The 24,364-nt window shown below is 63.2% G+C and carries 23 protein-coding genes and 2 tRNA genes; 15 read left to right on the top strand and 10 right to left on the bottom strand.

Annotated features, from left to right (window positions below; translation table 11 throughout):
• Positions 1 to 50: 50 nt before the first annotated feature.
• Both ACXAEK_RS16800 and ACXAEK_RS16795 read right to left on the bottom strand, forming a co-directional pair.
• A tRNA-Asn gene (locus ACXAEK_RS16800) sits at positions 51 to 125 on the bottom strand.
• 70 nt (positions 126 to 195) lie between these two features.
• Positions 196 to 1,113: an MBL fold metallo-hydrolase gene (locus tag ACXAEK_RS16795; protein ID WP_475043610.1), complete on the bottom strand. Its 918-nt coding sequence runs from the start codon at positions 1,111 to 1,113 to the stop codon at positions 196 to 198.
• Positions 1,114 to 1,210: 97 nt separating this feature from the next.
• On the opposite strand from ACXAEK_RS16795, the gene ACXAEK_RS16790 reads away from it, so the two are divergent.
• Complete coding sequence (locus ACXAEK_RS16790; protein ID WP_475043608.1) at positions 1,211 to 2,530, top strand: ATP-binding protein; 1,320 nt, start codon at positions 1,211 to 1,213, stop codon at positions 2,528 to 2,530.
• A 140-nt stretch (positions 2,531 to 2,670) separates the two neighbouring features.
• Entirely contained in the window at positions 2,671 to 2,934 is a 264-nt protein-coding gene (locus tag ACXAEK_RS16785; protein WP_475043607.1) for a spike base protein, RCAP_Rcc01079 family, read from the top strand.
• Positions 2,935 to 3,012: 78 nt separating this feature from the next.
• On the opposite strand, the gene ACXAEK_RS16780 is transcribed toward ACXAEK_RS16785, so the two are convergent.
• Positions 3,013 to 3,088: transfer RNA gene (locus ACXAEK_RS16780), tRNA-Ile, on the bottom strand.
• A gap of 256 nt (positions 3,089 to 3,344) precedes the next feature.
• Between ACXAEK_RS16780 and purM the strand changes: the two genes are divergently transcribed.
• The 3 genes from purM (at position 3,345) to rnd (ending at position 6,217) form a co-directional block, all read left to right on the top strand.
• On the top strand, positions 3,345 to 4,391 hold the full coding sequence (purM, locus tag ACXAEK_RS16775; RefSeq protein WP_475043606.1) for a phosphoribosylformylglycinamidine cyclo-ligase: 1,047 nt from the start codon (positions 3,345 to 3,347) through the stop codon (positions 4,389 to 4,391).
• Positions 4,388 to 4,984 (top strand): phosphoribosylglycinamide formyltransferase, encoded by a 597-nt coding sequence (gene purN, locus ACXAEK_RS16770; RefSeq protein ID WP_475043604.1) that lies wholly within the window; start codon positions 4,388 to 4,390, stop codon positions 4,982 to 4,984. Before purM ends, purN begins: the two co-directional genes overlap by 4 nt.
• A 75-nt stretch (positions 4,985 to 5,059) precedes the next feature.
• Positions 5,060 to 6,217: a ribonuclease D gene (gene rnd, locus ACXAEK_RS16765; protein WP_475043603.1), complete on the top strand. Its 1,158-nt coding sequence runs from the start codon at positions 5,060 to 5,062 to the stop codon at positions 6,215 to 6,217.
• Positions 6,218 to 6,296: 79 nt separating this feature from the next.
• On the opposite strand, the gene ACXAEK_RS16760 is transcribed toward rnd, so the two are convergent.
• Positions 6,297 to 6,806 (bottom strand): hypothetical protein, encoded by a 510-nt coding sequence (locus tag ACXAEK_RS16760; protein WP_475043602.1) that lies wholly within the window; start codon positions 6,804 to 6,806, stop codon positions 6,297 to 6,299.
• Positions 6,807 to 6,940: 134 nt separating this feature from the next.
• Here ACXAEK_RS16760 and ACXAEK_RS16755 point away from each other — a divergent pair, with 134 nt between their 5' ends.
• Positions 6,941 to 7,351 carry a SufE family protein gene (locus ACXAEK_RS16755; RefSeq protein WP_475043600.1) on the top strand — a complete coding sequence of 137 codons (411 nt, stop codon included), beginning with the start codon at positions 6,941 to 6,943 and terminating at the stop codon, positions 7,349 to 7,351.
• 79 nt (positions 7,352 to 7,430) lie between these two features.
• Here the strand turns inward: ACXAEK_RS16755 and ACXAEK_RS16750 are convergent, their stop codons facing one another.
• Complete coding sequence (locus tag ACXAEK_RS16750) at positions 7,431 to 8,141, bottom strand: DUF1638 domain-containing protein (RefSeq protein WP_475043599.1); 711 nt, start codon at positions 8,139 to 8,141, stop codon at positions 7,431 to 7,433.
• A 1-nt stretch (position 8,142) separates the two neighbouring features.
• Positions 8,143 to 8,841 carry a corrinoid protein gene (locus tag ACXAEK_RS16745; protein WP_271905524.1) on the bottom strand — a complete coding sequence of 233 codons (699 nt, stop codon included), beginning with the start codon at positions 8,839 to 8,841 and terminating at the stop codon, positions 8,143 to 8,145.
• A gap of 224 nt (positions 8,842 to 9,065) precedes the next feature.
• On the opposite strand from ACXAEK_RS16745, the gene ACXAEK_RS16740 reads away from it, so the two are divergent.
• Together ACXAEK_RS16740 and ACXAEK_RS16735 are read left to right on the top strand one after the other, a co-directional pair.
• Positions 9,066 to 10,145 carry a PA0069 family radical SAM protein gene (locus ACXAEK_RS16740; RefSeq protein WP_475043598.1) on the top strand — a complete coding sequence of 360 codons (1,080 nt, stop codon included), beginning with the start codon at positions 9,066 to 9,068 and terminating at the stop codon, positions 10,143 to 10,145.
• A 73-nt stretch (positions 10,146 to 10,218) separates the two neighbouring features.
• Entirely contained in the window at positions 10,219 to 10,497 is a 279-nt protein-coding gene (locus tag ACXAEK_RS16735) for an acylphosphatase (protein WP_475043596.1), read from the top strand.
• A 208-nt stretch (positions 10,498 to 10,705) separates the two neighbouring features.
• Here ACXAEK_RS16735 and bmt read toward each other — a convergent pair whose 3' ends face one another.
• The 3 genes from bmt to ACXAEK_RS16720 form a co-directional block, all read right to left on the bottom strand.
• Positions 10,706 to 11,725 carry a betaine--homocysteine S-methyltransferase gene (bmt, locus tag ACXAEK_RS16730; protein ID WP_475043595.1) on the bottom strand — a complete coding sequence of 340 codons (1,020 nt, stop codon included), beginning with the start codon at positions 11,723 to 11,725 and terminating at the stop codon, positions 10,706 to 10,708.
• Between the two features lie 67 nt (positions 11,726 to 11,792).
• Positions 11,793 to 13,685 (bottom strand): phosphatidylglycerol lysyltransferase domain-containing protein, encoded by a 1,893-nt coding sequence (locus tag ACXAEK_RS16725; RefSeq protein WP_475043594.1) that lies wholly within the window; start codon positions 13,683 to 13,685, stop codon positions 11,793 to 11,795.
• A 196-nt stretch (positions 13,686 to 13,881) separates the two neighbouring features.
• A complete protein-coding gene (locus ACXAEK_RS16720) occupies positions 13,882 to 14,199 on the bottom strand; it encodes a DUF1476 domain-containing protein (RefSeq protein WP_475043593.1) in 318 nt (105 codons plus the stop codon).
• Between the two features lie 272 nt (positions 14,200 to 14,471).
• On the opposite strand from ACXAEK_RS16720, the gene purC reads away from it, so the two are divergent.
• The 6 genes from purC (at position 14,472) to ACXAEK_RS16690 (ending at position 23,055) form a co-directional block, all read left to right on the top strand.
• On the top strand, positions 14,472 to 15,233 hold the full coding sequence (gene purC, locus ACXAEK_RS16715) for a phosphoribosylaminoimidazolesuccinocarboxamide synthase (RefSeq protein ID WP_039125405.1): 762 nt from the start codon (positions 14,472 to 14,474) through the stop codon (positions 15,231 to 15,233).
• Positions 15,234 to 15,329: 96 nt separating this feature from the next.
• Positions 15,330 to 15,560 (top strand): phosphoribosylformylglycinamidine synthase subunit PurS, encoded by a 231-nt coding sequence (purS, locus tag ACXAEK_RS16710; protein WP_019297460.1) that lies wholly within the window; start codon positions 15,330 to 15,332, stop codon positions 15,558 to 15,560.
• Entirely contained in the window at positions 15,560 to 16,228 is a 669-nt protein-coding gene (purQ, locus tag ACXAEK_RS16705) for a phosphoribosylformylglycinamidine synthase subunit PurQ (RefSeq protein ID WP_475043592.1), read from the top strand. The genes purS and purQ overlap by 1 nt, the downstream gene beginning before the upstream one ends.
• A 36-nt stretch (positions 16,229 to 16,264) precedes the next feature.
• Positions 16,265 to 18,037: an ATP-binding protein gene (locus ACXAEK_RS16700; RefSeq protein ID WP_475043590.1), complete on the top strand. Its 1,773-nt coding sequence runs from the start codon at positions 16,265 to 16,267 to the stop codon at positions 18,035 to 18,037.
• 30 nt (positions 18,038 to 18,067) lie between these two features.
• Complete coding sequence (locus ACXAEK_RS16695; RefSeq protein WP_475043588.1) at positions 18,068 to 19,405, top strand: sigma-54-dependent transcriptional regulator; 1,338 nt, start codon at positions 18,068 to 18,070, stop codon at positions 19,403 to 19,405.
• Between the two features lie 587 nt (positions 19,406 to 19,992).
• Positions 19,993 to 23,055 carry an Rne/Rng family ribonuclease gene (locus ACXAEK_RS16690; protein WP_475043585.1) on the top strand — a complete coding sequence of 1,021 codons (3,063 nt, stop codon included), beginning with the start codon at positions 19,993 to 19,995 and terminating at the stop codon, positions 23,053 to 23,055.
• A gap of 191 nt (positions 23,056 to 23,246) precedes the next feature.
• Here ACXAEK_RS16690 and ACXAEK_RS16685 read toward each other — a convergent pair whose 3' ends face one another.
• Positions 23,247 to 23,480 carry a sulfurtransferase TusA family protein gene (locus ACXAEK_RS16685; protein ID WP_475045295.1) on the bottom strand — a complete coding sequence of 78 codons (234 nt, stop codon included), beginning with the start codon at positions 23,478 to 23,480 and terminating at the stop codon, positions 23,247 to 23,249.
• A gap of 94 nt (positions 23,481 to 23,574) precedes the next feature.
• Between ACXAEK_RS16685 and ACXAEK_RS16680 the strand changes: the two genes are divergently transcribed.
• Positions 23,575 to 24,327, top strand: a complete 753-nt coding sequence (locus ACXAEK_RS16680) for a cytochrome c biogenesis CcdA family protein (RefSeq protein WP_475043584.1) — start codon at positions 23,575 to 23,577, stop codon at positions 24,325 to 24,327.
• Positions 24,328 to 24,364 lie beyond the last annotated feature (37 nt).

The following is a 24,364-nucleotide window of genomic DNA, read 5'->3' as shown; positions in this document are numbered from 1 at the left end:
GGCGTCTGATACCGGATCAGGGAAGATTTTCCAACTTCTTTTAGGGAAGTTGGCTCCGGCGGTAGGGATCGAACCTACGACCAATTGATTAACAGTCAACTGCTCTACCGCTGAGCTACGCCGGAACGGTTTGTGCCGTATAGCGCCCTCCGGATTGGGCGTCCAGAGGGCGGGTGGCAATTTTCTGAAAAAAGTTCAGCGGCCGGTGCCGGCAAAGACTGCCCGGGCAGAAAGCGGCCCTTGAGGCTGGGCCAAACCGCGGCCCGTCAGGTCCACGAGATGGGCAAAAACATTGCGCTCGGCAGCCTTTAGCAGGGAGGCCGGCGTCTCGGTGTAAATCTGCCGGGCCAGATCAGCGGCCGTGGCCGGGGCCCGGGCAAGGGCCTCGAGAATGGCGGCCTCGCGGGAGCACCTGTGCGCAATCAGCCAGTCGAGACGGGCAGCAGGATCCAGGACAGGGGCGCCATGGCCGGGATGGAAGACGCGCCACTGGCGCTGGCGCAGGCGGCGGCAAGAGGCCATAAAATCTGTCAGGTCGCCATCCGGCGGCGACACCAGCGAGCTGGCCCAGCCCATGACGTGGTCGGCGGTGAAACAGGCATCGCCCCAGGCCAGTGCAATGTGGTTGCCCAGATGCCCGGGGGTGTGGATCACGTCCAGCTGCCAGCCGTCTCCCTGGATGGTTTCACCGTCTTCAACGGTGATATCCGGGGCAAATCCGGTGTCTATGCCTTCGCCGCCCCCGGCCAGGCCGTTCGCCGCGAGGTGAGACATCACCGCGCTGCGTCCCGCTTCCGGCCCGCCAAAGGCATAGACCGGCGCGCCGGTGGCCCGGCTCAGCCCGCGCGCCAGCGGCGAATGGTCCAGGTGGCTGTGGGTCACGATGATATGAGTGATCTGCTGACCGGGCTGCACGGCCGCCAGAATCGCCGCCAGATGATCCTGTGAGTCCGGCCCCGGATCAATCACGGCAAGCCCGGCAGTGCCCAGCAGGTAGGTATTGGTGCCGCGGTACGTCATCGGCGAGGGATTCGGCGCCAGGATACGGCGCAGGCCCGGCTCCAGGCCCTCGGCAGACCCGGCTGGCGGATTAAAATCATCTGGTGCTTGCATAGTCTTGCTCCGCTGCTGTTTTCCAGCCTGTGTTTTCCGGACCTGTGCGCGCCCGGAGCGTCTTCCTTCTTTCCCAAGCGCCCTATAGGCTTAGCCCATGTTCTTCAAATGGCTCAAACGATATATGCCGCGCAGCCTCTATGCCCGTGCGGCACTGATCCTGGTGGTGCCCATCGTGGCGTTGCAGATCGTGGTCTCTGTCGTCTTTATCAAACGCGATCTGGAGGATGTGACGGTGCAGATGACCGCCACCATCCAGCGGGAACTGGAGCTGCTGCGCCAGGTTGCCGACGGGACGCCGGACCAGGCGTCAGCGCTGGCGCAGATGGCGCCGCTGCTGCAGCCATTGAACATGCAGGCGCGCTATCTGGCGCCGGGAGCGCCGCTGCCGGAGGATCAGTTCAGCCTGATTGAGTTCTCCGGCCGGGTGGTGCGCGAGGAGCTGGAAAAGACCCTGCCGGGGTTCCTGGCGGCGCGGTTTCCCGCAGACCGGACGGTGCAGGTTTACTTCGGCACCCGGCATGGGTTGATGGAACTGAGTTTCGACCGCCGCCGCCTGACAGCTGCGGCGCCGCATCAGCTGATTGTCACCATGCTGCTGTTCGGCTTCTTGATGATGCTGATTTCCTTTCTCTACATGCGCAACCAGCTGCGTCCGATCAAGCGGCTGGCCAATGCGGCAGAGGCGTTCGGCAGGGGGCGGGCGGTGCCTTATTCTCCTGCCGGCGCGATGGAGGTGCGGGCAGCAGGCAGCGCCTTCCTGGACATGCGGGCGCGGATCGAACGGCAGATCGAGCAGCGCACCCTGATGCTGTCCGGTGTCAGCCATGATCTGCGCACGCCGCTCACCCGGATGAAGCTGGAGCTGGCCATGCTGGATGAGGAGGACGCGGCGCCGATGCTGCGTGACGTCGATGAAATGCAGGCGCTGCTGGACGCGTTCCTGGATTTCTCCCGCGGTGCAGCAGTCAGCGAGCCGGAGCAGGTGGACCCTCAGGAGCTTGTCCGCACCATCGTCGGCGACTGGCAGCGCCAGGAGAAACTTGTCACGCTGGGGGAAGTGACTGGCGCGGGCGAGGTCATGCTGCGGCGCCAGCCGATGCGCAGGGCCGTGGAAAATCTGATCTCCAACGCGGTGCGCTATGGCTCCCGGGCGCGGGTGTCTGTGGCGGTGACGGACCGTTCAATGCGGATCCGGGTGGAAGATGACGGCCCGGGCATACCCGCAGAACAGCGCGGCGATGCAATCCGCCCCTTTACCCGGCTGGACCCGGCGCGCAACCAGAACCGCGGGTCTGGCGTCGGCCTGGGACTGGCAATCGTGGCCGACATTGCGCGCGCCCACGGCGGCACCCTGCGGCTGGGTGAAAGCACCGATCTGGGCGGGCTGAAAGCGGATATCGTGATTGCCCGCTAGGCCCGGTGCGGGCCGGATCAGGGTGTTGCGCGGCAGCGGTGAGCGGCGCACGCCGCCTTTGCCGGATCTTCTTACTTTGCGGTTATAACTCTGTCCCCGGGCAGCTTGTTCTGGACTGAAACTCTGTTGGGAGACCTTTCATGCCTCAGATTGATCCTTTCTCCAGCCACCGCCGCGGATTGGAAAGCCCTGCCACCCACCATCTGGCGATCACGCCGCAGGATGGTGTCGACCTGCCGGTCCGGCCGCGGGTTTTGCGGGTGCTGAGCTCGGGCGACTTGTCTTTGCGGGATGAGGCCGGAACCGTCATCACCTATTCCGTGTCAGCGGGCGATGTGATCGGCCTTTCCGTCGCGGGGGTCGAAGCGACCGGCACAACCGCAACCGTGGCGGGGTGGTACTGATGCCGCGTCCGGTCCATCCAATCTGCAGCGGGGAGGTGGCGCCGCCACAGCCTCGGAGCAGGATAGGGCGTGGCGTTTTGGTAGGCCCGGCAGGATTCGAACCTGCAACCAAAGCGTTATGAGCGCTCTGCTCTAACCGTTGAGCTACAGGCCCGCCACTGGTTTTTGGTTAGGAAATGAGGCAGGCGAGGTCAAGCGGTGATTGCGGGCAGGAAGGCTGAATTTTCCTGGCGGCTTTTGGCGGGACGTTCAGCCTGGACATATTGGCCTGCCGGTCAGGCCAGCAGCGGTTTGAAAATGCGCTCTGGAAACCCGCCCGGTATGGCCCCGGGGGCTGGGATAGATTCCCTTGTTTCCTTCTGATGCGCCTTGCGCTAAAGGCTGCGCAACCGAGTTGAAGGAGCCAAGTGATGACCAGCGGCAAGAACGGCCTGACCTATGCAGACGCAGGTGTGGACATTGATGCGGGCAACGCCCTGGTCGACCGGATCAAGCCGGCCGCCAAGCGCACCAGCCGCTCTGGCGTGGCCAGTGGCCTGGGCGGATTTGGCGCCCTGTTCGATCTGAAGGCTGCCGGTTACAGCGACCCGATCCTGGTGGGCGCCACCGATGGTGTCGGCACCAAGCTGCGGATCGCCATCGACACCGGTGTGGTGGACGGCGTTGGCATCGACCTGGTGGCGATGTGCGTCAATGACCTGGTCTGCCAGGGCGCGGAACCGCTGTTCTTCCTGGATTACTTTGCGACCGGCAAACTGGAAACCGATGTCGCTGCCCGCATCATCGAAGGCATCGCCGAGGGCTGCGTGCGCTCTGGCTGCGCGCTGATCGGTGGCGAGACTGCGGAGATGCCGGGCATGTACCCGGAAGGTGATTTTGACCTCGCAGGCTTTGCCGTAGGCGCGATGGAGCGCGGCACCTCGCTGCCCGATGGCGTGGCAGAGGGCGACGTTCTGCTGGGGCTGGCGTCCGACGGCGTGCACTCCAACGGTTATTCGCTGGTGCGCAAGCTGGTGGAAGTCTCGGGCCTTGGCTGGGACGCGGACTGTCCGTTTGGCGAAGGGTCGCTGGGCGCTGCGCTGCTGACCCCGACGCGCCTGTATGTGAAGCAGTGCCTGGCCGCGGTGCGGGCAGGGGGTGTGCATGCGCTGGCCCATATCACCGGCGGCGGCCTGACCGAGAACCTGCCGAGGGTGCTGCCCGAGGGGCTGGGCGCCGATATCGACCTCAATGCCTGGGACCTGCCACCCGTGTTTAAGTGGATGGCGGAAACCGGCGGCATTGCCGAGGCGGAAATGCTGAAGACCTTCAACTGCGGCATCGGCATGATCCTGTCGGTCTCCGCCGACCGTGCGGATGAGCTGGTGCAGGTGCTTGAAGCGGAGGGTGAAACCGTGTCCCGCCTGGGCACCGTCACTGCTGGCGAGGGCATGCGCTACGCGGGCAAGCTGCTGTGAGCCACAGACGGGTTGCCATCCTGATCTCCGGCGGCGGCTCCAACATGGTGTCGCTGCTTGAGAGCATGACCGGGGATCATCCGGCGCGCCCCTGCCTGGTTTTGTCCAACACCTCTGATGCGGGCGGACTGGCCAAGGCGGCTGCGGCGGGCGTGGCAACGGCTGTTGTGGACCACCGGCCGTTCGGGGGCGATCGCGAAGCGTTTGAGGCAGAGCTGGTAAAACCCATTCTCGATGCAGGCGCGGATATTGTCTGCCTGGCCGGGTTCATGCGGGTGCTGACAGCAGGCTTCGTGTCGAAATTCGAGGGGCGGATGCTGAATATCCACCCGTCGCTTTTGCCCAAGTACAAGGGCCTGCACACCCATGCCCGTGCGCTGGAGGCCGGTGACGCAGAGCATGGCTGCACCGTGCATGAGGTCACCCCGCTGCTGGATGACGGCCCTATTCTGGGCCAGGCGCGGGTGCCGGTGCTGGCGGGCGACACGCCAGAAGTGCTTGCCGCGCGGGTTCTGGTTGAGGAGCACAAGCTCTATCCGGCGGTGCTGCGCCGCTTTGCCGCGGGAGATAAGACGCCGGTTCAGCTGGGCTGAGGCCCGGTTGTTTGCATTGCCCGGGACATGCGCGTATCACGTTCCGGCCCACATGAGATTGAAAAGCCGTAGTTGATGAAAACTCTGACCACCACCGAAGACCTGCAGGCCTTTTGCGAAACCGCAGCACAGCACCCCTACGTCACGGTGGATACCGAGTTTCTGCGGGAGCGGACCTATTATTCCAAGCTCTGCCTGATCCAGCTGGCCTATGCCGGGGATGGGGAAAACGACGCGGTCCTGGTCGACCCGCTGGCCGGCGGCATTTCGCTGGAGCCGCTTTATGCTCTGTTCCGCAATGAAAATGTGGTCAAAGTGTTCCACGCCGCGCGGCAGGACCTGGAGATCTTCTGGGTTGATGCGCAGGTCTTTCCGAAACCGCTGTTCGATACCCAGGTGGCAGCAATGGTCTGCGGCTTTGGCGAACAGGCAGGTTACGAGACCCTGGTACGCAAGATCGTCAAGCAGGGTCTGGACAAGACCTCGCGCTTTACCGACTGGTCGCGCCGCCCGCTCAGCGAAGCACAGAAGACCTATGCGCTGGCGGATGTGACGCACCTGCGCAAGATCTATGAGTTCCTGGCGGCTGAGCTGAAAAAGAGCGGCCGTGCCCATTGGGTGACGGAGGAGCTGCAGGTGCTGACCGATCCGGCAACCTATGACATCCGGCCCGAAGATGCCTGGAAACGGGTGAAGACACGGACCAATTCCGGCAAGTTCCTGGCCGTGGTGCGTGAGCTGGCGGCCTTCCGTGAGATCTATGCGCAGACTAACAACGTGCCCCGCAACCGGGTGTTCAAGGATGACGCGCTGGTGGAGCTGGCCTCGACAAAACCGCGCAGCACAAGTGAGCTGGGCGGCTCCCGTCTGCTGCTGCGCGAGGCGCGGAAAGGGGCCATCGCAGAAGGCATCCTGCAGGCGGTTGCCAAGGGCGTTGCCTGCGCGCCGGAAAATCATCCCAAGATGGACCGCAGCAAGGAAAAGCTGCAGGTGAACCCGGCGCTGGCTGACCTTTTGCGGGTGCTGCTGAAAGCAAAGACCGAGGCGGAGGGTGTCGCCGCCAAGCTGATTGCCCCCAGCGCTGATCTGGACGCCATAGCAGCGGGGCTGCGTGATGTTCCGGCCCTCAGCGGTTGGCGCCGCGAGGTGTTTGGGGCTGATGCGCTGCGCCTGTGCGAGGGAAAGATCGGTCTTGCTGCCAAGGGCCAGGATGTGAAGGTGGTTGAGCTCTAGCTCTGTGCTGGAGCTGGACCTGGAAGCAGAAACGCCCGCATCCGCGGGCGTTTTCTTTTTCAGCTTGATTTTCCCGGGGTCACCGGCGGCGGCTTTCCCGTGCGTTTTCAGCGCCGTTCACGCGCACGGTGCGAATGCCCTCCAGATCCTGGTTGCTGACCGTGTAGGCGGCATGGATGGTGCGGCTGAACTCGCTGCCGGTGGCGGTCCTGAATTCCGGGTAAACAACGCGGAAGTCAAAGGCCAGGACCTCGTCTTCGGCGCTTTCAACCGGGCGCAGCTCGACTTCATAGGCACCCTGGCGGCTGGCGACCGCGGTGGCATAGATGATCGCGCCGGAAGCTGTCCGTTCTATCCGCATGTCAGAGATCCGGCTGGCCAGAACCGTCAGGTCTTTGGGTTCCGGGCGGGCAAAGACGCCGCGGGGATTGCTGTCCTGCGGCAGCAGCGGATTCACATTCTCCGCCGCTGCGGTTTCGACCGGTTCGGAGCTGCCGAACCAGTTGGACGGGTTGAGCCGCGAGTTTTTCCAGCCGCACCCCGCCAGCACCAGCGCGCCGGCCAATGTGATCGCCAATGATTTCTGCATCTGTTCCCGCCCCAAACAAATTTCTTTGCAACGGATTACCCGATTGGGGGCGGCTTGAAAAGCGGTTGAAAAGGAACGGGCAGGGCCTTAGGTGCTGATTTGTCCGCAGCTGAGTGTTTGAGGAAGACCGAACCATGGCCACCGCCGCCTTTGAAGAGATCGTGGAAGACTTCGAGTTCATGGAGGATTGGGAAGACCGCTACCGCCATGTGATTGATCTGGGCAAGGCGATGGAGCCGCTGGATGAGGCGCTGAAGGTTCCCGCGACCAAGGTGGACGGCTGCGCCAGCCAGGTATGGCTTCACGCCACGATCGAAGGCGGCGCGTTCCGCTTTGACGGGGATAGCGATGCGATGATCGTGCGCGGGCTGATCGCGGTGCTGCGCTGTCTTTATAACGGGCTGAGCCTGGCCGATGTCACCGCGGTGGATGCCAAGGCAGAACTGGGCCGCCTGGGGCTGAACGAGCACCTGTCTTCGCAGCGCTCCAACGGTTTGCGGGCAATGATCGAGCGGATCCGCGAAACCGCGATGGCCCAGGCCTGAGGCGGGCGGGCCCTGAGGCAGGCGGGCGAGGGGCCGGCCCCTCGCGCTCCCCGGAGTATTTCTGGAAAGATGAAAAGAGCTACCGGGCCCAATTGGTCATGGCCGTTTCCAGATCACCATAGCCGGTGTGGCGGTGTTCAAACGCCAGCCCCATACGGTCTGCGCATTCGCGGGCCTTTTCAACCAGCTTAGGGTCGCTGATCTGCGACTGGTAGACCAGCTTGGTGTAGTTCCCGAACACCATGTCCCGGAGTTCGGGATTCTTGTCGAGGCCCATCGGGCGCCAGACAAAGGCATCGAACTGCTTGACCAGGAAGTCGGTCAGGTAAAAGGCGGTGATTTCGCCCTCATCCGCATGGCGCGCAAAGGTCTCGTTGCCCTCGAAGAAGGAATAGCAATGCGGGCCTGCCACCATTTCGACACCCAGCTCGGCGCATTTGCGTTCCAGTGCGCCGCCGGTGCCGCAGTCCGCATAGACCACGAAGATCTTGTCGTAGGCCGTTGAATGCTTGGCTACGGCGCCGTCGACGGCGTCAACGATCTGCTCTGGGTAGAGGTGCAGCTTGGCGGGCAGGCAGGTGAGGTCGATATGGTCCATGCCGTTTGCGTCCTTGATGGCAAGGATCTCGCGCGCAAGTGCGCCGCAGGCAATCAGCAGGATGCGGCCGGTTTTCTTTTCAGGGGCGGCCAGGCCCTGTTCGGTGAGGGAGCTTTCCTCGAGCGTCCGCCCGGTCGGGGGGCGGAAGGCAGCCCGCTCAGTCAAGCGGGCTGCACGTCCTTTGCGTGCCAAATCAGGCGCTCATCGAGTTGTGCTTGCGCGCAACGAAGTCTTTGGCCATTTCCACGGCCACGGCTGCGTCGCGGCAATAGCCGTCGGCGCCGATTGCCTTGCCGAACTCCTCGTTCAGCGGCGCGCCGCCAACCAGCACAATGTAGTCGTCGCGCAGGCCTTGCTCGACCATGGTGTCGATCACCACTTTCATGTAGGGCATGGTGGTGGTCAGCAGAGCCGACATGCCAAGGATGTCCGGCTTGTGCTCTTCCATGGCTTCCAGGTAGTTCTCGACCGGGTTGTTGATGCCGATGTCGACAACCTCAAACCCTGCGCCTTCCATCATCATGGACACCAGGTTCTTGCCGATGTCGTGGATGTCGCCCTTGACGGTGCCGATGACCATGGAGCCGACGCGCGGGGCGCCGGTTTCGGCCAGCAGCGGCTTCAGGATGGCCATGCCGCCCTTCATCGCGTTTGCGGCCAGCAGCACTTCCGGCACGAACAGGATGCCGTCGCGGAAGTCGGCGCCGACGATGGTCATGCCGCCAACCAGTGCTTTGGTCAGAATGTCGTAGGGCACCCAGCCGCGCTCGAGAAGGATGTTCACACCTTCTTCGATTTCCTCTTTGAGACCATCATAGAGGTCATCAAACATCTGCTGAACAAGTTCCTCGTCATCGAGTTCAGAGAGGATGATGTCTTCTTCGTCCGACATTCGCTTAATCCTTGCTTACAGGGCGGGATGCCCCGTGTTGGCCTAGTTTTGGAACTTTTGTGACAGAATGCCGCCCTGGGACTGCATTATTTGCGACATTGCTGCTGTCCGAACCGACGTATAGGAGGAAATTCGGGAATTTGATACTGCAGATTTCGCATGAAAATCTTCGGTTCTGCACATTTGTTCTTTATTTGTTCTCATCGGCGGCGCATAATCCTGCCATGTCTTACCATGATGGTTCCGTCCCGATGCGGCGCAAAGCGCGCGCAAGTCTCAGCAATGCGGCAGGGCGCTATGAAATGGCGCGCGATGCGGCGGATGACGGCTGGGAGCAGGAGCCGCCGCCGGCAGTGATTCCCACGGAAGTGCGGCAGGAAGCGGCGCGGTCGCTGATCAGCTACAACCGGTCGCCGGACCTGCCCTTCGACCGCTCGATCAATCCCTACCGCGGCTGTGAGCATGGCTGCATCTACTGCTTTGCCAGGCCGACGCATGCCTATTTGGGGCTGTCGCCGGGGATGGATTTCGAAACCCGGCTGGTGTCCCGGCCCAATGCGGCCGCGGTACTGCGGGCGGAACTGTCGGCGCCGCGCTATCGGGCGGCCACGCTGGCGTTGGGGACCAATACAGACCCTTACCAGCCTTGCGAGAGGGACTATGGCATCACCCGGTCCTGCCTGGAAGTGCTGCAGGATTACAATCACCCGGTGGCAATCGTGACCAAGGGGGCAATGGTAGAGCGTGATCTGGACATCCTGGCGCCGATGGCGGCCAAGGGCTTGGTGCGCGTCGGGATTTCGGTGACCACTCTGGATCCGGATCTGTCGCGGCGTATGGAGCCCCGGGCGCCGCTGCCCGCCCGCCGGCTGGCGGCGGTCCGGCGGCTGACGGATGCAGGCGTGCCGGTGCGGATCATGACGTCGCCGGTAGTGCCCGGGCTGACCGATCATGAGCTGGAGGCGTTGCTGGCCGCCGGAGCAGAGGCGGGGGCGGATGCCGCCAGCTGGATTATGCTTCGGCTGCCGCGGGAGGTGTCGCAGCTGTGGCAGGAGTGGTTGGCAGAACACGAACCAGGCCGCGCGGCCAAGGTGATGGCCCGGCTGCGGGAGATGCACGGCGGGCGCGATTACGACCCGCGCTGGGGCCACCGGATGCGGGGCGAAGGGCGCTATGCAGAGATGATTGCGCAGCGGTTCAAGGCGGCCTGCAAACGTTTGGGACTGCAGCAGCGCACTGCAGATTTACGCTGCGATCTGTTTGCCCGCCCGCCGCAGCCGGGCGATCAGCTGACGCTGTTTTGAGGGCGGATTGAACAGCGGTGGCGCGGCATTTGTGCTAAGCTTGGATCCTGAGTGACGGAAAGGAAGGTGTGCTATGACTTCTGTCGCTGTGAAGGCGCGCGTGACCGGGCGGGTGCAGGGTGTTGCGTTCCGTACCTGGGCCAGGTCAGAGGCCCTGCGCCACGGGCTCTCCGGCTGGATCCGCAATGAACCCGACGGCTCTGTGCGGGCTTTGCTGATGGGTCCGGCGCCCAGCGTTGCCGGTATGGTGCGCAGGCTGGGGCGCGGACCGGGCGCAGCATCGGTCAAGGATGTTCTCACCGAAAGAGCGGATCCGGAACCTGGGGTCAGCGGTTTTACGATAGTTGGCTAGGGACAGGCAGGCGTGATGGCCGGTCAGACTGTCCACCGGGGGGGGGCTGAGATGCCGCCGGAAGGGCGCACAGCGGCCTCTGCTGTGGCAGCGAGGGCCGTTGCAAGTCCCGGCCGCGGAAAGAATGCCGCCGCAGGTCCGGCCTGCGGCGGTTTTGATTTTGGTTTGAGACGGCCTGGAAGGCGGCCGCAAGTCCACCTGGGACCGGTCAGGCCCTGCGGCGGCGGCGGCTGCGGCGCTCACCGCCGGCTGCAGCATCCTCGCCGGTGCCGTCGCTTTCGGAGGTGAAGGGGCCCAGCACCTCGACGATTTGTTCCAGCGCCGGGCGGTCGCCGCGCGGACGGCTGTCCAGCGCGTCACGCATGGCGCGCAGATGCGCCGGCATGGTGCCGCAGCAGCCGCCGATGATCTTGGCGCCGGCATCACGGGCCAGGACCGCATATTCGCCCATCAGCTCCGGTGTGCCGTCATAGTGGATGTGGCCGTCGACATATTTCGGAATGCCCGCGTTGCCTTTGGAGATGACCGGGCGTTCGGTGCCCTGCGCGGCAAACCCCAGCACGGTGCGCAGGATGTCAGATGCGCCGGTGCCGCAATTGGCGCCAAAGGCAAGCGGAGCGTTTTCGAATTCTTCCACCAGCTGCGCCATATCTGCGGAGGTCACCCCCATCATGGTGCGGCCTGCGGTGTCAAAGCTCATGGTGCCGCACCAGGGAATATCCGCCAGCTTGAAGGCCTCAGCCGCAGCGCGGAATTCCTCCGGTGCGGAAATGGTTTCCAGCCACAGAACATCGGCGCCGCCTTCCTTCAGGGCGTCGGCCTGCTCGTGGAACATCTCAACCGCCAGGGAATGGGACATTTCACCAACGGGTTCGAAGATTTCACCGGTCGGGCCGACGGAGCCGGCGACCGCAATCTTGCGCTCAGCCTTGTCGGCAACTTCGCGGCCAAGTTCGGCAGCGATGCGGTTCAGTTCGCGGACACGGCCCTGTGCGTCATGCAGTTTCAAGCGCGCGGCGGTGCCGCCAAAGCTGTTGGTCAGGAACAAGTCGCTGCCGGCGTCGACAGACCCCTGGTACAGCGCCTTGATCTTTTGCGGCTCATCCGTGTTCCACAGTTCCGGCGCATCGCCGGATTGCAGACCCATGGCGAACAGGTTGGTGCCAGTTGCGCCATCGGCCAGCAGCACATCCTTGGAGTCCAGGAGCAGTTTGAAGGTGTTTGTCATTGGTCGCGCCCCTTGTCAGCAGGCCGCCGCGGCGGCCCGGGCGGCAAATCAGTCTATGTCCCCTGTCTCACGCCGGGCGGGAGAGGGCAATTTCATTTTCTTCATCTTCATTATGAGTTTGCGCCGCAGACGGTGCCGCAGGCAGGACGGCAGGCGGGCGATGCACCAGGCGCAGCAGCTCGGCAATGCAAATCGCCATTTGCAGCCAGCTGGGGGCGGCCATGTAGCGCGGTTCCCATTTGGGCGCGAAACAGGCCTTGAACCGGCGCAGACCCTTGTCGACGCCCTGGGCCAGCCTGTGGTCCGGCACAGCGGCCAGCGACAGGCGGCGAATGCCGTCTGCCGCTGCGGCGTCAAGGCCTGCACGGATCAGCGCATGCCCGGTGCCATCGGGCGCGTCCGGCCGCAGCCGGATCAGGTCCAGGCACCATTCCCGGGTAGAGCTGTGAAAACTGGCAAAGGCGATCAGCCGTCCCGCCTGGAAGGCCAGGACCACTTCTTGGCAGGCCAGGTAGCCAGGCTCGAAACGGCCCATGGTGGTGCCATAGGCGCGGCCATGGGCGGCCTGCCAGGCGGTGTCGACCTCCTGCATCTGGTCAAAGGGCAGGCGGTTTTCAGCGCGGTAAACTTCAATACCCGCCTTTTCCGCATGGCGCAGCTTGCGGCGCAGCTGGCGGCGGGAGGAGCCGGTTTCATTAAAGGTCTGCGGATCCAGCACGGCATCCTCAGCAATGCGCAGCACGCGCCAGCCCGCGGCTCTAGCCCGCACGGCGGTAGCTGCCCCGCACTTGTAATAGCAGGCGGCTGCATTGCGGCCGCGGGCATGGCGGGCAAGCGGCACAAAGGTCTCGGCGGCAAAGCCAGACAGCGGATCGAACAGCGCGATGGAGGCCTGGGCACTGTCCATGAGCGCAATCTGGTTCAATCCGAAGGCCTGCACCCGGCCGCCGTTCTGCCGGATGATTCCGGTTTCTGAGACGGGACGGTCTGCCGGCAAAGCCGCAGCGCTCAGGCTTTGGCTGCCTAGCAGGCTGGCATCTGACGGTAGGTGTTCGGACGGGCTCAGCAGCCTGGGAAAGATCATCAGCCCAGCCGCGATAATGGCGGGCAACGCGTAGTATACCAAACGGAAGGCAAGCAGCCCGGCGATCAGGCTTTGGTCCGGTACCATCGGCAGCAGCGCGCAAAGGGCAAGTTCAAACGGGCCGGCGCCGCCGGGTGCGGATGACAGGACCGCAGCGCCCAGGGCAATGGCATAGGCCGTGAGCAGCTGGGGCAGGGCGACGCCGGCGCCCTCCGGCAGCAGAAGCCACAGTGCCATGCCGGCCGCGGAAACATCCACCACCGCCCAGAACCCCAGTGCCGCCATCGCGGCCAGCGTCGGCCAGCGCAGTTTCAGGCCCAGCAGCGGTGCTTCAGGGTGCAGAAAGCAAAAAACAGACAAGCCTGCGGCGGCAAGCAGGATCAGGGCGCCTGCCCATTCCAGCCCTGGTGCGGGCGGCGCGACGGTCAAGGCAGCGCCGCAAAGGACAAACAGGGCGGTCAGGAAGGTTGCAGCAACCAGCGCCGTCAATTGGCCTGCCTGCAGCGGAGACAGGCCTGGCAGCAGGCGCCACCGGGCGTAGCTGCCTGTGAGCAGGCCAAATCCGGCCGTTTGGGAAAACGCGATGGCTGCCATGCCGGCCCGCCGCGCGGCCGGGCCGTCCAGGCCGGTGCCAAGATGGCGGTGCGCTACGGAATCATACCGCCCCAGCGCCCAGAAGCTGACTGCCGTAGCCAGCCCCGCTGCGCCCCATTTCCAAGCCGGCAGGCTGAAGGCGACGGTGCTCAGATCCCGCAGCGGCGGCAGTTCTGTCCGGGTTTGCAACAGCCAAAGGCACCCCCCCATGACCAGAAACGGGATGCTCATCCGGATCAGCCGCGCAGCCGGTTTGGTGGCGGAAGGTTTGGAAAACTGCATGATGGTTCCTGGCTGACGGCAAAAGCCCCTTTGGGCTCAGCCTACAGAAACCTGTTTGCGGATCAGTTAACCTGTAAAATTGTTCGTGACCGCGGCGCGGGCGGCCCGCAGTCAGGCGGAAGGGGACTCGCGGTTGCTACGCCCAGCCTCCGGCACGAGCCAGCGGATAGGTTCAGCCAGTTGGCAGCGTCCGGTTTCAGCCGGCCTCGTTCAGGATCTCTTCTTGCGCCTGCGGCATCAGTTCCCGCAGCTTGCTGCGGATCTGCTCTTCGCTGGTGTAGCTGCCCAGATCGCCCGTCAGCTTGCGCACGATGTCCTCATGGCCTGCCTCCTCCAGGTCGGCGGCTACCACGGATTGCGCATAGTCTTCAGCTGCAGAACCGGTTTTGCCCAGAAGCTCCGCCGCCCACAATCCGACCAGCTTGTTGCGCCGGGCGCGGGCCTTGAACTGCATTTCCTCATCATGCGCGAATTTGGCCTCAAACGCCTGTTCGCGTTCGTCAAATGTTGTCATGGCTGATCCTCATTAACCGCTTGTACCTGTCTAATGATAGGAGCATGATACGGCCTCAGGGCAAGAAAAAACTGTGCCTGACGAAGCCTTTGTGCGCCGCCCGCACAGGACCGGGGGCTGGTTTTGCCGGCAGCTGCCGGCAGGGTCTGCATACAAGGTTTGCGCAGCAGAAACCTATTGCCCCGCTGCAACCTTGCGGCAGAGGCCCCCTTGCACTATGAGAGCGGCACATCGCAGGGCCGGATTCCCGGCATCGACCCGAAAGGTTCCCAATGGCGCGTCGCAAGAAAATCTACGAAGGCAAGGCAAAAACACTGTATGAAGGCCCCGAGCCGGGCACCATCGTGCAGTATTTCAAGGACGATGCCACCGCTTTCAATGCTGAAAAGCACGACGTGATCGAGGGCAAGGGCGTCCTGAACAACATCCTGAGTGAGTTCTTCATGCTGGGGCTGGCGCAGATCGGCGTGCCGACCCATTTCCTGAAGCGCCTGAACATGCGCGAGCAGCTGGTGCGCAGCTGCGAAATCGTGCCGCTGGAAGTGATCGTGCGCAACTATGCAGCCGGGTCCATCTCCAAGCGCCTGGGCATCGACGAGGGCACCCAGCTGCCGCGCCCGATCGTGGAATACTGCTACAAAGACGACGCCCTGGGCGATCCGCTGGTCACCGAGGAGCATATTGCCGCCTTTGGGTGGGCCAGCCAGCAGGACATGGACGACATCCTGAGCCTGGCGCTGCGGGTGAATGATTTCCTGTCCGGCGTGTTCTTGGCCGTGGGCATCCGCCTGGTCGACTTCAAGATCGAGATCGGCCGTGTGTACGAGGGCGACTTCCAGCGCCTGGTGATCGCCGATGAGATCAGCCCGGACAGCTGCCGCCTGTGGGATATCAAGACCGGTCAGAAGCTGGACAAGGATGTATTCCGCCGCGACCTGGGCAGCTTGACGGACGCCTACAGCGAAGTGGCGCGCCGTTTGGGCGTGATGCCGAATAATCCGCCGGCGCCGGGCAAGCCGACGCTGGTGAACTGATCCGGTCCCGCCCTCCTGACAGGGCGGGATTTTGAGTATTTTTGGAAAGATGAAGCCCGGCAGGGCTTCGCCATCGAAAACCTGAGGGATGATGCGATGAAGGCACGGGTGCATGTGATGCTGAAGAACGGGGTTCTGGATCCGCAGGGCGAGGCGGTGCGCCACGCGCTGGGGGCTCTGGGCTTTGACAAGGTCGAAGGCGTGCGTCAGGGCAAGGTGATTGACCTGGATCTGGCCGAAGGCGCCACCGAGGCCGACGTGACCGCGATGTGCGAGAAGCTGCTGGCCAACACCGTAATCGAATCCTACAGCATCGAGATGGCCTGATGAAAGCGGCGGTTGTTGTTTTCCCGGGCTCGAACTGCGACCGCGATCTGGCGGTGGCGTTTGAGCAGGCCGGTTTCGACGTGTCGATGGTCTGGCACAAAGACAGCGCGCTGCCGGAAGGCGTGGACATTGTCGGCGTGCCGGGCGGCTTTTCTTACGGCGACTACCTGCGCTGCGGTGCCATCGCGGCCCAGTCACCAATTTGCAAGGCTGTGATCGAGCATGCAGACCGCGGCGGCTATGCCATTGGCGTCTGCAACGGTTTCCAGATCCTGACCGAAACCGGCGTGCTGCCGGGCGCACTGCTGCGCAACGCAGGCCTGAAATACATCTGCCGCACCGTGGACTTGAAGGTTGCGACCTCCGAGAGCGTCTTTACCCAAGGGTATAACGCTGGCGACGTGATCGGAGTGCCGATTGCGCATCACGACGGCAACTATTTTGCCGATGCAGAGACCGTAAAGGCTCTGCAGGACCAGGACCGGGTGGCATTCACCTATGAAGACAATCCCAATGGGTCGGTTGCGGATATCGCGGGCATTCTGTCAGCAAACCGCCGTGTTCTCGGCATGATGCCGCATCCTGAGCGCGCCGCCGACGAGGGTCATGGCGGCACCGACGGAACGGCCATGTTCCGCGCATTGGCGGGGATGGTCACCGCTGCGTGACTTGAGAAGGCGGGGCGGGCGCAATAGGTTTGCTGTATGACCGCCCCGCGCTTTGATGTGACCAAAGGCAAGTCCAAGACCGGCTCCCGCACGATTTCGTGGCGGGCAAGGCTGGCGCTTGTCCTGTTCATGGTAGTGGCCGCCGTCACGGTCTGGACCACCAACCGGGCCCTGACACACAGGTTCACCGAAAGCACCCGCAACCGGGCAGAGCTGCGGCTGGCGCTTTATTCCGGCAACCTGCTGAGCGAGCTGCGCCAGCACGCCATCGTGCCGCAGCTTCTGGCACGCGACCAGACTCTGATCTCGGCGCTGCAGTCCAACGACTTTTCCCTGTCGACCCAGCGGCTGATTTCTTTTGTGGATGAGATTGGCGCGGCCTCGATCATGCTGCTGGCGCAGGATGGCCGGACCGTCGCGGCCACCGACCGCAACCGGCTGGGCGAAAACCACCGCAACGCGGCCTATTTTGTCGATGCGGTGCGGGCCAAGTCGACTGTGTTCTCGGTAATCCCGCGCGAAGTGGGCGGTTACCGCTTTACCTACTCCAGGCGGATGATCGACGCGACCGGAGTGCTGGGCGCGATTGTGGTTGAGGTCGACCTGCAAAAGTTCGAACGCGCCTGGGCCGGGATATCCGATGCGGTGCTGGTCACCGACAGCACAGGCAACATTATCCTGGCGACCGAGGCGCGCTGGCGCGGCCTGCAAGAGGCGGATGCGCTGACCTTGCAGACACCGGAAGGCGCCATCCAGCGGGCGATCCGCGCCACCACCGACTGGACGGCGCTGCCACCGGACGCCTATCTGCAGGGCGAGGCGGTGATGCGGCTGGAAACCCGGGTGCCGTTCCAGGGCTGGCGGATGGCCTCCTTCACCACATATTCATCGGTGCGCGAGCGGGTGAATGCGGTGCTGGCGCTGGAAATCATGGGATTCGCCATCCTGCTGGCGCTGGCCTTTTATGCGCTCAGCCGAAAAACCGCGCTGCGCATGGCGCTGTTCCAGCGCGAGTCGGCAGAGCTTCGCGTATTGAACGCTCGCCTGCAGCGGGAAATTGCCGAACGTGAGCGCATGCAAAAGACCCTCGCCGTGGCCGAGCAGAGCCTGGCACAGAGCTCGAAACTGGCTGCTCTGGGGGAGATGTCCGCCGCCGTCAGCCACGAGCTGAACCAGCCTCTGGCAGCGATGAAAACCTACCTGGCGGGCGCCCGGCTGCTGCTCAACCGCAACCGCCCGGATGAGGCGCTGGCCTCCTTTGGCCGGATCGATGATCTGATCGAGCGGATGGGGGCGATCACCCGCCAGCTCAAGTCTTATGCGCGCAAAGGCGGCGATGCGTTCAGCCCTGTAAACTTGGGCGATGCGCTGGCCTCCAGCCTGTCGATGATGGAGCCGCAGCTGCGCCAGCGGCATGTGAAAATCACCCGGATTTTGCCAGAAGAACCTGTTATGGTGATGGGGGACCAGATGCGGCTGGAACAGGTGATGGTTAACCTCTTGCGCAACGCGTTGGACGCCACCAAATCGGTGCCGGATCCTGAGGTGGAAATCCTGCTGGCCGCAGGCGAGACCGCGACTCTGTCAGTGCGTGATAATGGGGTGGGGATCAAGGACTTCGACGAGCTGTTCGAGCCGTTCTATACCACCAAGCAGCCAGGTGACGGGGTCGGTTTGGGGCTTGCCATCTCCTCGGGGATCGTCAACGACCTTGGGGGACGGCTGACTGCCCGCAACGGCCAGAACGGCGGCGCGGTCTTTGAGATGCAACTGCCGGTCCTGGTGGACGGCATGGAAGCTGCCGAATAGGCAGCTCGGAGTGATTAGGAGAGAACGCGCATGGCCCAGGCTATGAAAATCGCGATCGTGGACGACGAACAGGATATGCGGCAGTCAATCAGCCAGTGGCTGGCGCTGTCGGGTTACGACACTGAGACCTTCTCCAGTGCTGAGGAAGCGCTCAAGGTGCTGGGCCCGGATTACCCGGGGATTGTGATTTCGGACATCAAGATGCCGGGCATGGACGGGATGCAGTTCCTGAAAAAGCTGATGGGCAGCGACTCGGCGCTGCCGGTGATCATGATCACCGGCCATGGCGATGTGCCAATGGCGGTGGAGGCTATGCGCGTAGGCGCGTTTGATTTCCTCGAAAAACCCTTTAACCCGGACCGGATGTCCGAGCTGGCCAAACGCGCCACCGGCGCCCGCCGTCTGACGCTGGATAACCGGGCGCTGCGGCGGGAGTTGTCGGATGGCGGCCAGATCATGAAAAAACTGATCGGCCAAAGCCCGGTGATGGAGCGGCTGCGGGAGGATATCCTGGACCTGGGCCAGGCCGACGGCCACGTGCTGATTGACGGTGAGACTGGCACCGGCAAGACGCTGGTGGCCCATGCGCTGCACGCGGTTGGCAGCCGGGCGGGCAAGAAATTCGTGCTGGTCTCCTGCGCAGCTCTGGAAGAGGAAGTGCTGTCCAAACGCCTGTTTGGCCCGATGCTGCCCGAAGACAGCATGCTGCCCGCAATCGAGGAAGCCCGCGGCGGTACTCTGGTGCTGGAAGACATTGACGCGCTGTCGGAGACGCTGCAGGCCAAGCTGCTGAGCGTGATCAACGAGCAGGGAACGCCTGCGGAAACCCGGATCATCGCGATCTCCAACCTGCAGGAAGCGGGCAAGACTTGCGAAGACGCCCTGCGGCCAGACCTGTTCTACCGCCTGGCCGCACTGCGCATCACCGTGCCGCCGCTGCGCCAGCGCGGCGAGGATATCCTGACCTTGTTCACCCGTCTGTCGGAGCAATTCTCCGAGGAATACGGATGCGACGCGCCGCAGGTGAGCGCCCAGGAGGCCGCGCAGCTGTTGCAGGCGCCGTGGCCGGGCAATGTGCGCCAGCTGATCAATATCGCTGAGCGCGCGGTGCTGCAGTCGCGCCGCGGCTCCGGCACCATTGCCTCGCTTCTGATGTCCGATCACGAGGAGATGCAGCCGGTGATGACCACCGAAGGCAAGCCGCTGAAGGAATATGTGGAAGCCTTTGAACGCATGCTGATTGACAACACCATGCGCCGCCACAAGGGCTCGATTGCCAGCGTGATGGATGAGCTGTGCCTGCCGCGCCGGACCTTGAATGAGAAGATGGCGAAATACGGTCTGCAGCGATCCGATTATCTGGCCTGAACTGCCGGCAGCCGTTTCCCGGCGCGGGAAACGGCCCGGAAACCACTTGTTTTCCGAGCCGGAATTCTTGCAGAACTCCGGATTTTCAGGAGAAATTTACCTGAAATTAACGGCTTGCCTGATACGGGCAGGCCGTTTGCATTTTCAGGCCCGGTGGTGACGAATGTCCATTGTCATTACCTATCCACAGGCCTTATGCTGGCGCAACGGGCCGCAAACCGGCAAGTGGTTCAGCCCGTTCTGATGAGTTTCGCTGGCTTCGGCTTTTGTCCGGCACGATCCGAGAAAGCAGCAGCCAGACCGATTGGCCCTCTTGAACCAAGAGGGCAGTTTAGCGCCCAAGCCGGAATTAAAGCCGGTAAAGGGATAACAAGGCAGCCGCGGGCACGCCCCGTCTGCCGGAGAAGAACCGCGATGACGCGCGCGAGAGCGAAGAGCACTGAGGCAGGAAGGCCGGGCATTGACCCCGGGACCACCTGCTGCACCGCGCCGTCCAACATCGCCCTGACAAGACACCACCCGAAACGCGCGCGGCCGCCTGGAAGCAGGAGGCTTGCGGGCGCACAGGGCAGGTGCACCAAGGACCCATGGCAAAGAAGATGCTTATTGACGCCACCCACGCGGAAGAGACCCGCGTTGTGGTGGTCGACGGAAACAAGGTTGAGGAATTTGACTTTAAATCCGAAAACAAACGCCAGCTCGCTGGCAATATCTACCTCGCAAAAGTAACCCGCGTCGAACCGTCCCTGCAGGCGGCCTTTGTGGACTATGGCGGAAACCGTCATGGTTTCCTGGCGTTTTCCGAGATCCATCCGGATTATTACCAGATCCCCGTTGCGGACCGCGAGGCCCTGATGGAGGAAGAGCGCGCCTATGCTGAGGCGATGCGCGCCCGCGATGAAGACGAGGAAGAGAAACCGGCCAAGCCCAAACGCTCGCGCCGCTCCAAGTCCTCGTCCAAGGCCGCCAAGGCGTCGTCCAAGGATGCCGTGGAAACCAAAGAGGTAGAGGCCTCTGAGGCGGAATCTTCAGAGATCGCCGGTATGGAAACTATTGATCTGACTGACGATTCCGACGCGGCAGATGTTCCGGCCGAGCTGGCGGAAGTGCCGGAAGGCTCTTCGCCTATGGAACGCGTTGCTGAGACCCCGGTGGAAGAGCCCCAGGAGGGTGACACCGCAGTGGCCGCAGCGGAGGCCGGGGCTGAAGGGCCTGCGGCCGCTGCGGATACGGACGCCGGGGCTGAAGAGCTTGCAACCGGTGACGAAGAGCCTTCAGCCGCTGCGGACGCAGAATCCGGTGATGAAGAAGCTTCGGAAGTAGAAGCTGCAGCAGAAGAAGCTGGTGAAAGCGGCGCAAAGTCAAAGGACACAGAGGCAGCAGCCGACGTGGAAACCGCTTCTGCGGATTCTGTTCCTGCGGCAGAAGTGTCCAAAAACGAAGACGGCGCGGAAGACAGCAAAGAGGACGACAGCGACGAGGAAGGCGATGACGAGGGCAAACCTGCCCGCGCCGATGCAACATCCAAGGATGACAGCATCGAGTCGGTTGCCGACGAGGATGACAGCGAGGACATCCGTCCGCCGCGCAAACCGCGTCCGCGCCGCTACAAGATCCAGGAAGTGATCAAGGTCCGCCAGGTTCTGCTGGTGCAGGTCGTCAAGGAAGAGCGCGGCAATAAGGGTGCGGCGCTGACCACCTACCTGTCGCTGGCCGGCCGCTACTGCGTGCTGATGCCCAACACCGCCCGCGGCGGCGGCATCTCCCGCAAGATCACCAACGCAGCCGACCGCAAGAAACTGAAAGACATCGCAACCGAACTGGACGTTCCGTCCGGCGCGGGCCTGATCGTGCGCACCGCGGGTGCCAAGCGCACCAAATCCGAGATCAAGCGTGACTACGAATACCTGCAGCGCCTGTGGGAGCAGATCCGCGAGCTGACGCTGAAATCCATCGCGCCGGCCAAGATCTATGAGGAAGGCGACCTGATCAAACGCTCGATCCGCGATCTTTACAGCCGCGAGATCGACGAGGTTCTGGTAGAGGGTGAGCGCGGCTACCGCATTGCCAAAGACTTCATGAAGATGATCATGCCGTCCCATGCCAAGAACGTGAAGCACTACCAGGAAGCGCTGCCATTGTTTGCGCGTTACCAAGTCGAAAGTTACCTGGCGGGCATGTTCAACCCGACGGTGCAGCTGAAATCCGGCGGTTATATCGTGATTGGCGTCACTGAGGCGCTGGTGGCGATCGATGTGAACTCCGGCCGCGCCACCAAGGAAGGCTCGATCGAGGAAACTGCGCTGAAGACCAACCTGGAGGCCGCCGAAGAGGTGGCGCGCCAGCTGCGTCTGCGCGACCTTGCCGGTCTGATCGTCATCGACTTCATCGACATGGACGAGCGTAAAAACAACGCCGCCGTCGAAAAGCGCATGAAGGACAAGCTGAAGACCGACCGTGCCCGCATCCAGGTGGGCCGGATCTCGGGCTTTGGCCTGATGGAAATGTCGCGCCAGCGCCTGCGCCCCGGCATGATCGAGGCCACCACCGCGCCGTGCCCGCATTGCCACGGTACTGGCCTGATCCGTTCGGATGATTCGATGGCGCTGTCGATCCTGCGCCAGATCGAGGAAGAGGGCACCCGCCGCCGCTCCCGCGAGGTTCTGGTGCGCTGCCCGGTGTCCATTGCCAACTTCCTGATGAACCAGAAGCGCGAGCATATTGCCCAGATCGAAGCGCGCTATGGCCTGTCCGTGCGCATCGAAGGCGATGTGCATCTGGTCAGCCCGGACTTCGTTCTGGAGAAATTCAAAACGGCGTCCCGCAATGTGCCCGCGGCCTCCGCGCCTGTGGTGTCGGTGGATACCTCGATCATGGATCAGGTGGATGCTGAGGAGGCCAAGCAGGACGAGGATGAGGTTCCATCCTCACCCGAGACCACGGATGAAGCCTCGCAGGAGGATAAACCCAAGCGCAAGCGCCGCCGCCGCCGCCGCCGTAAGGGGGGCAATGGCGAGCAGTCTCAGAATGGCGAGACCGGCGAGACCGGTGACGAGGCATCTGAGGATCAGGGGCAGCCCACGGAAGAGGCCGCCGAGGTGTCCGAGGCTGCTGCCGAAGGCGAGGACGCCCCGGTGGAAGATGTGAAGGAGAAGAAACGCTCGCGCACCCGTACCCGTTCGCGAAAGCCGAAGGCAAAGCCTGCTGAGGCAGAAGTTGCTGCTGATGAAGCGGCTGCTGCCGAACAGGCGGCACCGGCGGAAGCTGCTGAGGAACCTGCGGAGGCTGCCGAAGCAACTGATGCGCCGGCGGCTGAGGCCGCAGAACCTGCGGCGGAGCCTGCTGCCGAGGCTGAGGTCACGGCAGACGCCGAAGCAGCCACTGCGCAAGAGGAGGCCCCTGCAGAGGCTGAAGAAGCGCCCGCGGAGAGCGTTGAAGAAGCCGCAGAGGAAACTGCTGCTGCAGAGCCCGGGACGGAAGCAGAGCCCGCCGCTGACGAGCCTGCAGTAGAAGAGGCCGCACCTGCCGCACCTGCTCCGGTGCAGGAGGATAAACAGCCGGAGCCTGCAATGGCCGGTGCAGAGGCCGCGCCGGAACCGGAATCCCCGCCCAAGCCCAAGCGCCGCGGCTGGTGGTCTATGGGCGGCTGAGGCCGAAAGAAAAGACTTTTGGAAAGGCAGGCCGATTGGCCTGCCTTTCTTTTTGTGCGCTGCCTGCACGTTGAAATCGAAGACCTTGTTGCCCGCAGCCGTTTCCCGGCCCGGAAAACACGTGGTTTCCGAGTCTGAATTCCTGCAGAATTCAGGCGCCGCCAACTGCGGGTGCTGAAGAAATGTCCGGTTTAGCCGCCTTTGCGGATCAGGTAGATCTGATGCCCTGCACCATCGCTGTGGCCCAGGAATTCATGTCCCGCTTCATTGCAGAAATGCGGCACATCGATCACCGCAGCCGGATCATCCGCCAGCAATTGCAGCACATGGCCGGGCTGCAGGGATTTCAGCCGCTTGCGGGCCTTGAGGACGGGCAGGGGGCACAAAAGCCCGATGGCATCCAGGGTCTCTTTGATCTCGCTCATGGTTTTCAGATAAGCGTGATGTTTCATGCTGTCCACAAGGATGTGACCAGCCGCCCCCGTGACGCTGGCCTGCCGCTGACATAAGTGTTGGAACATGTTTGGAATCGAGATCATCGACGCAGGGCTGCTCCCTGCCATGCTGGTGGCGCTGCTGGGCGGCGTGATCAGTTTCCTATCCCCCTGCGTTCTGCCGATCGTGCCGCCGTATCTGGCCTATATGAGCGGCGTCACCATCGGCGAGATGCAGGGCACGGCGGCGGCGCGGCGAAAGGCGATTATTGCCGCGCTGTTCTTTGTGCTGGGGCTGTCAACGGTGTTCCTGCTGCTTGGCTTCACAGCCTCGGCCTTTGGCGCGTTTGTCCTGAAAAATCAGGAACTTTTTGCGCAAGTGTCAGGTGTTGTGGTGATCGTCTTCGGCCTGCATTTCCTGTCGGTGTTCCGCATTCCGCTTTTGGACCGCGAGGCCCGGATGGAAGCGGGCGAGTCCGGCGGGTCGGCGCTTGGCGCCTATGTGCTGGGGCTGGCCTTTGCCTTTGGCTGGACCCCCTGCATCGGGCCGCAGCTAGGGGCGATTCTGTCGCTGGCGGCTTCGGAGGCCTCCGTCAGCCGCGGCACCATCCTGCTGGGCGTTTATGCTGCGGGCCTGGGTGTGCCTTTCCTGCTGGCGGCGATGTTCCTCAACCGGTCGATGACGCTGATGAACAAGATGAAGCGCCACATGGGGCTGATCGAAAAGGTGATGGGCGGCCTGTTGCTGTTCGTCGGCATCATGCTGGTCACTGGCTTGTTCACCACCTTCTCCTGGTGGCTGCTGGAAACCTTCCCGGCGTTGGCGGCCCTGGGCTGAGACCGAAGCAAGCGAGGGGCCTTGGGGCCCCTTTTTC

Source organism: Leisingera sp. ABM4_101 (assembly GCF_056158725.1).
Note: the sequence above shows the minus strand (reverse complement) of the source record. Positions and strands in the feature narration are given on the sequence as shown.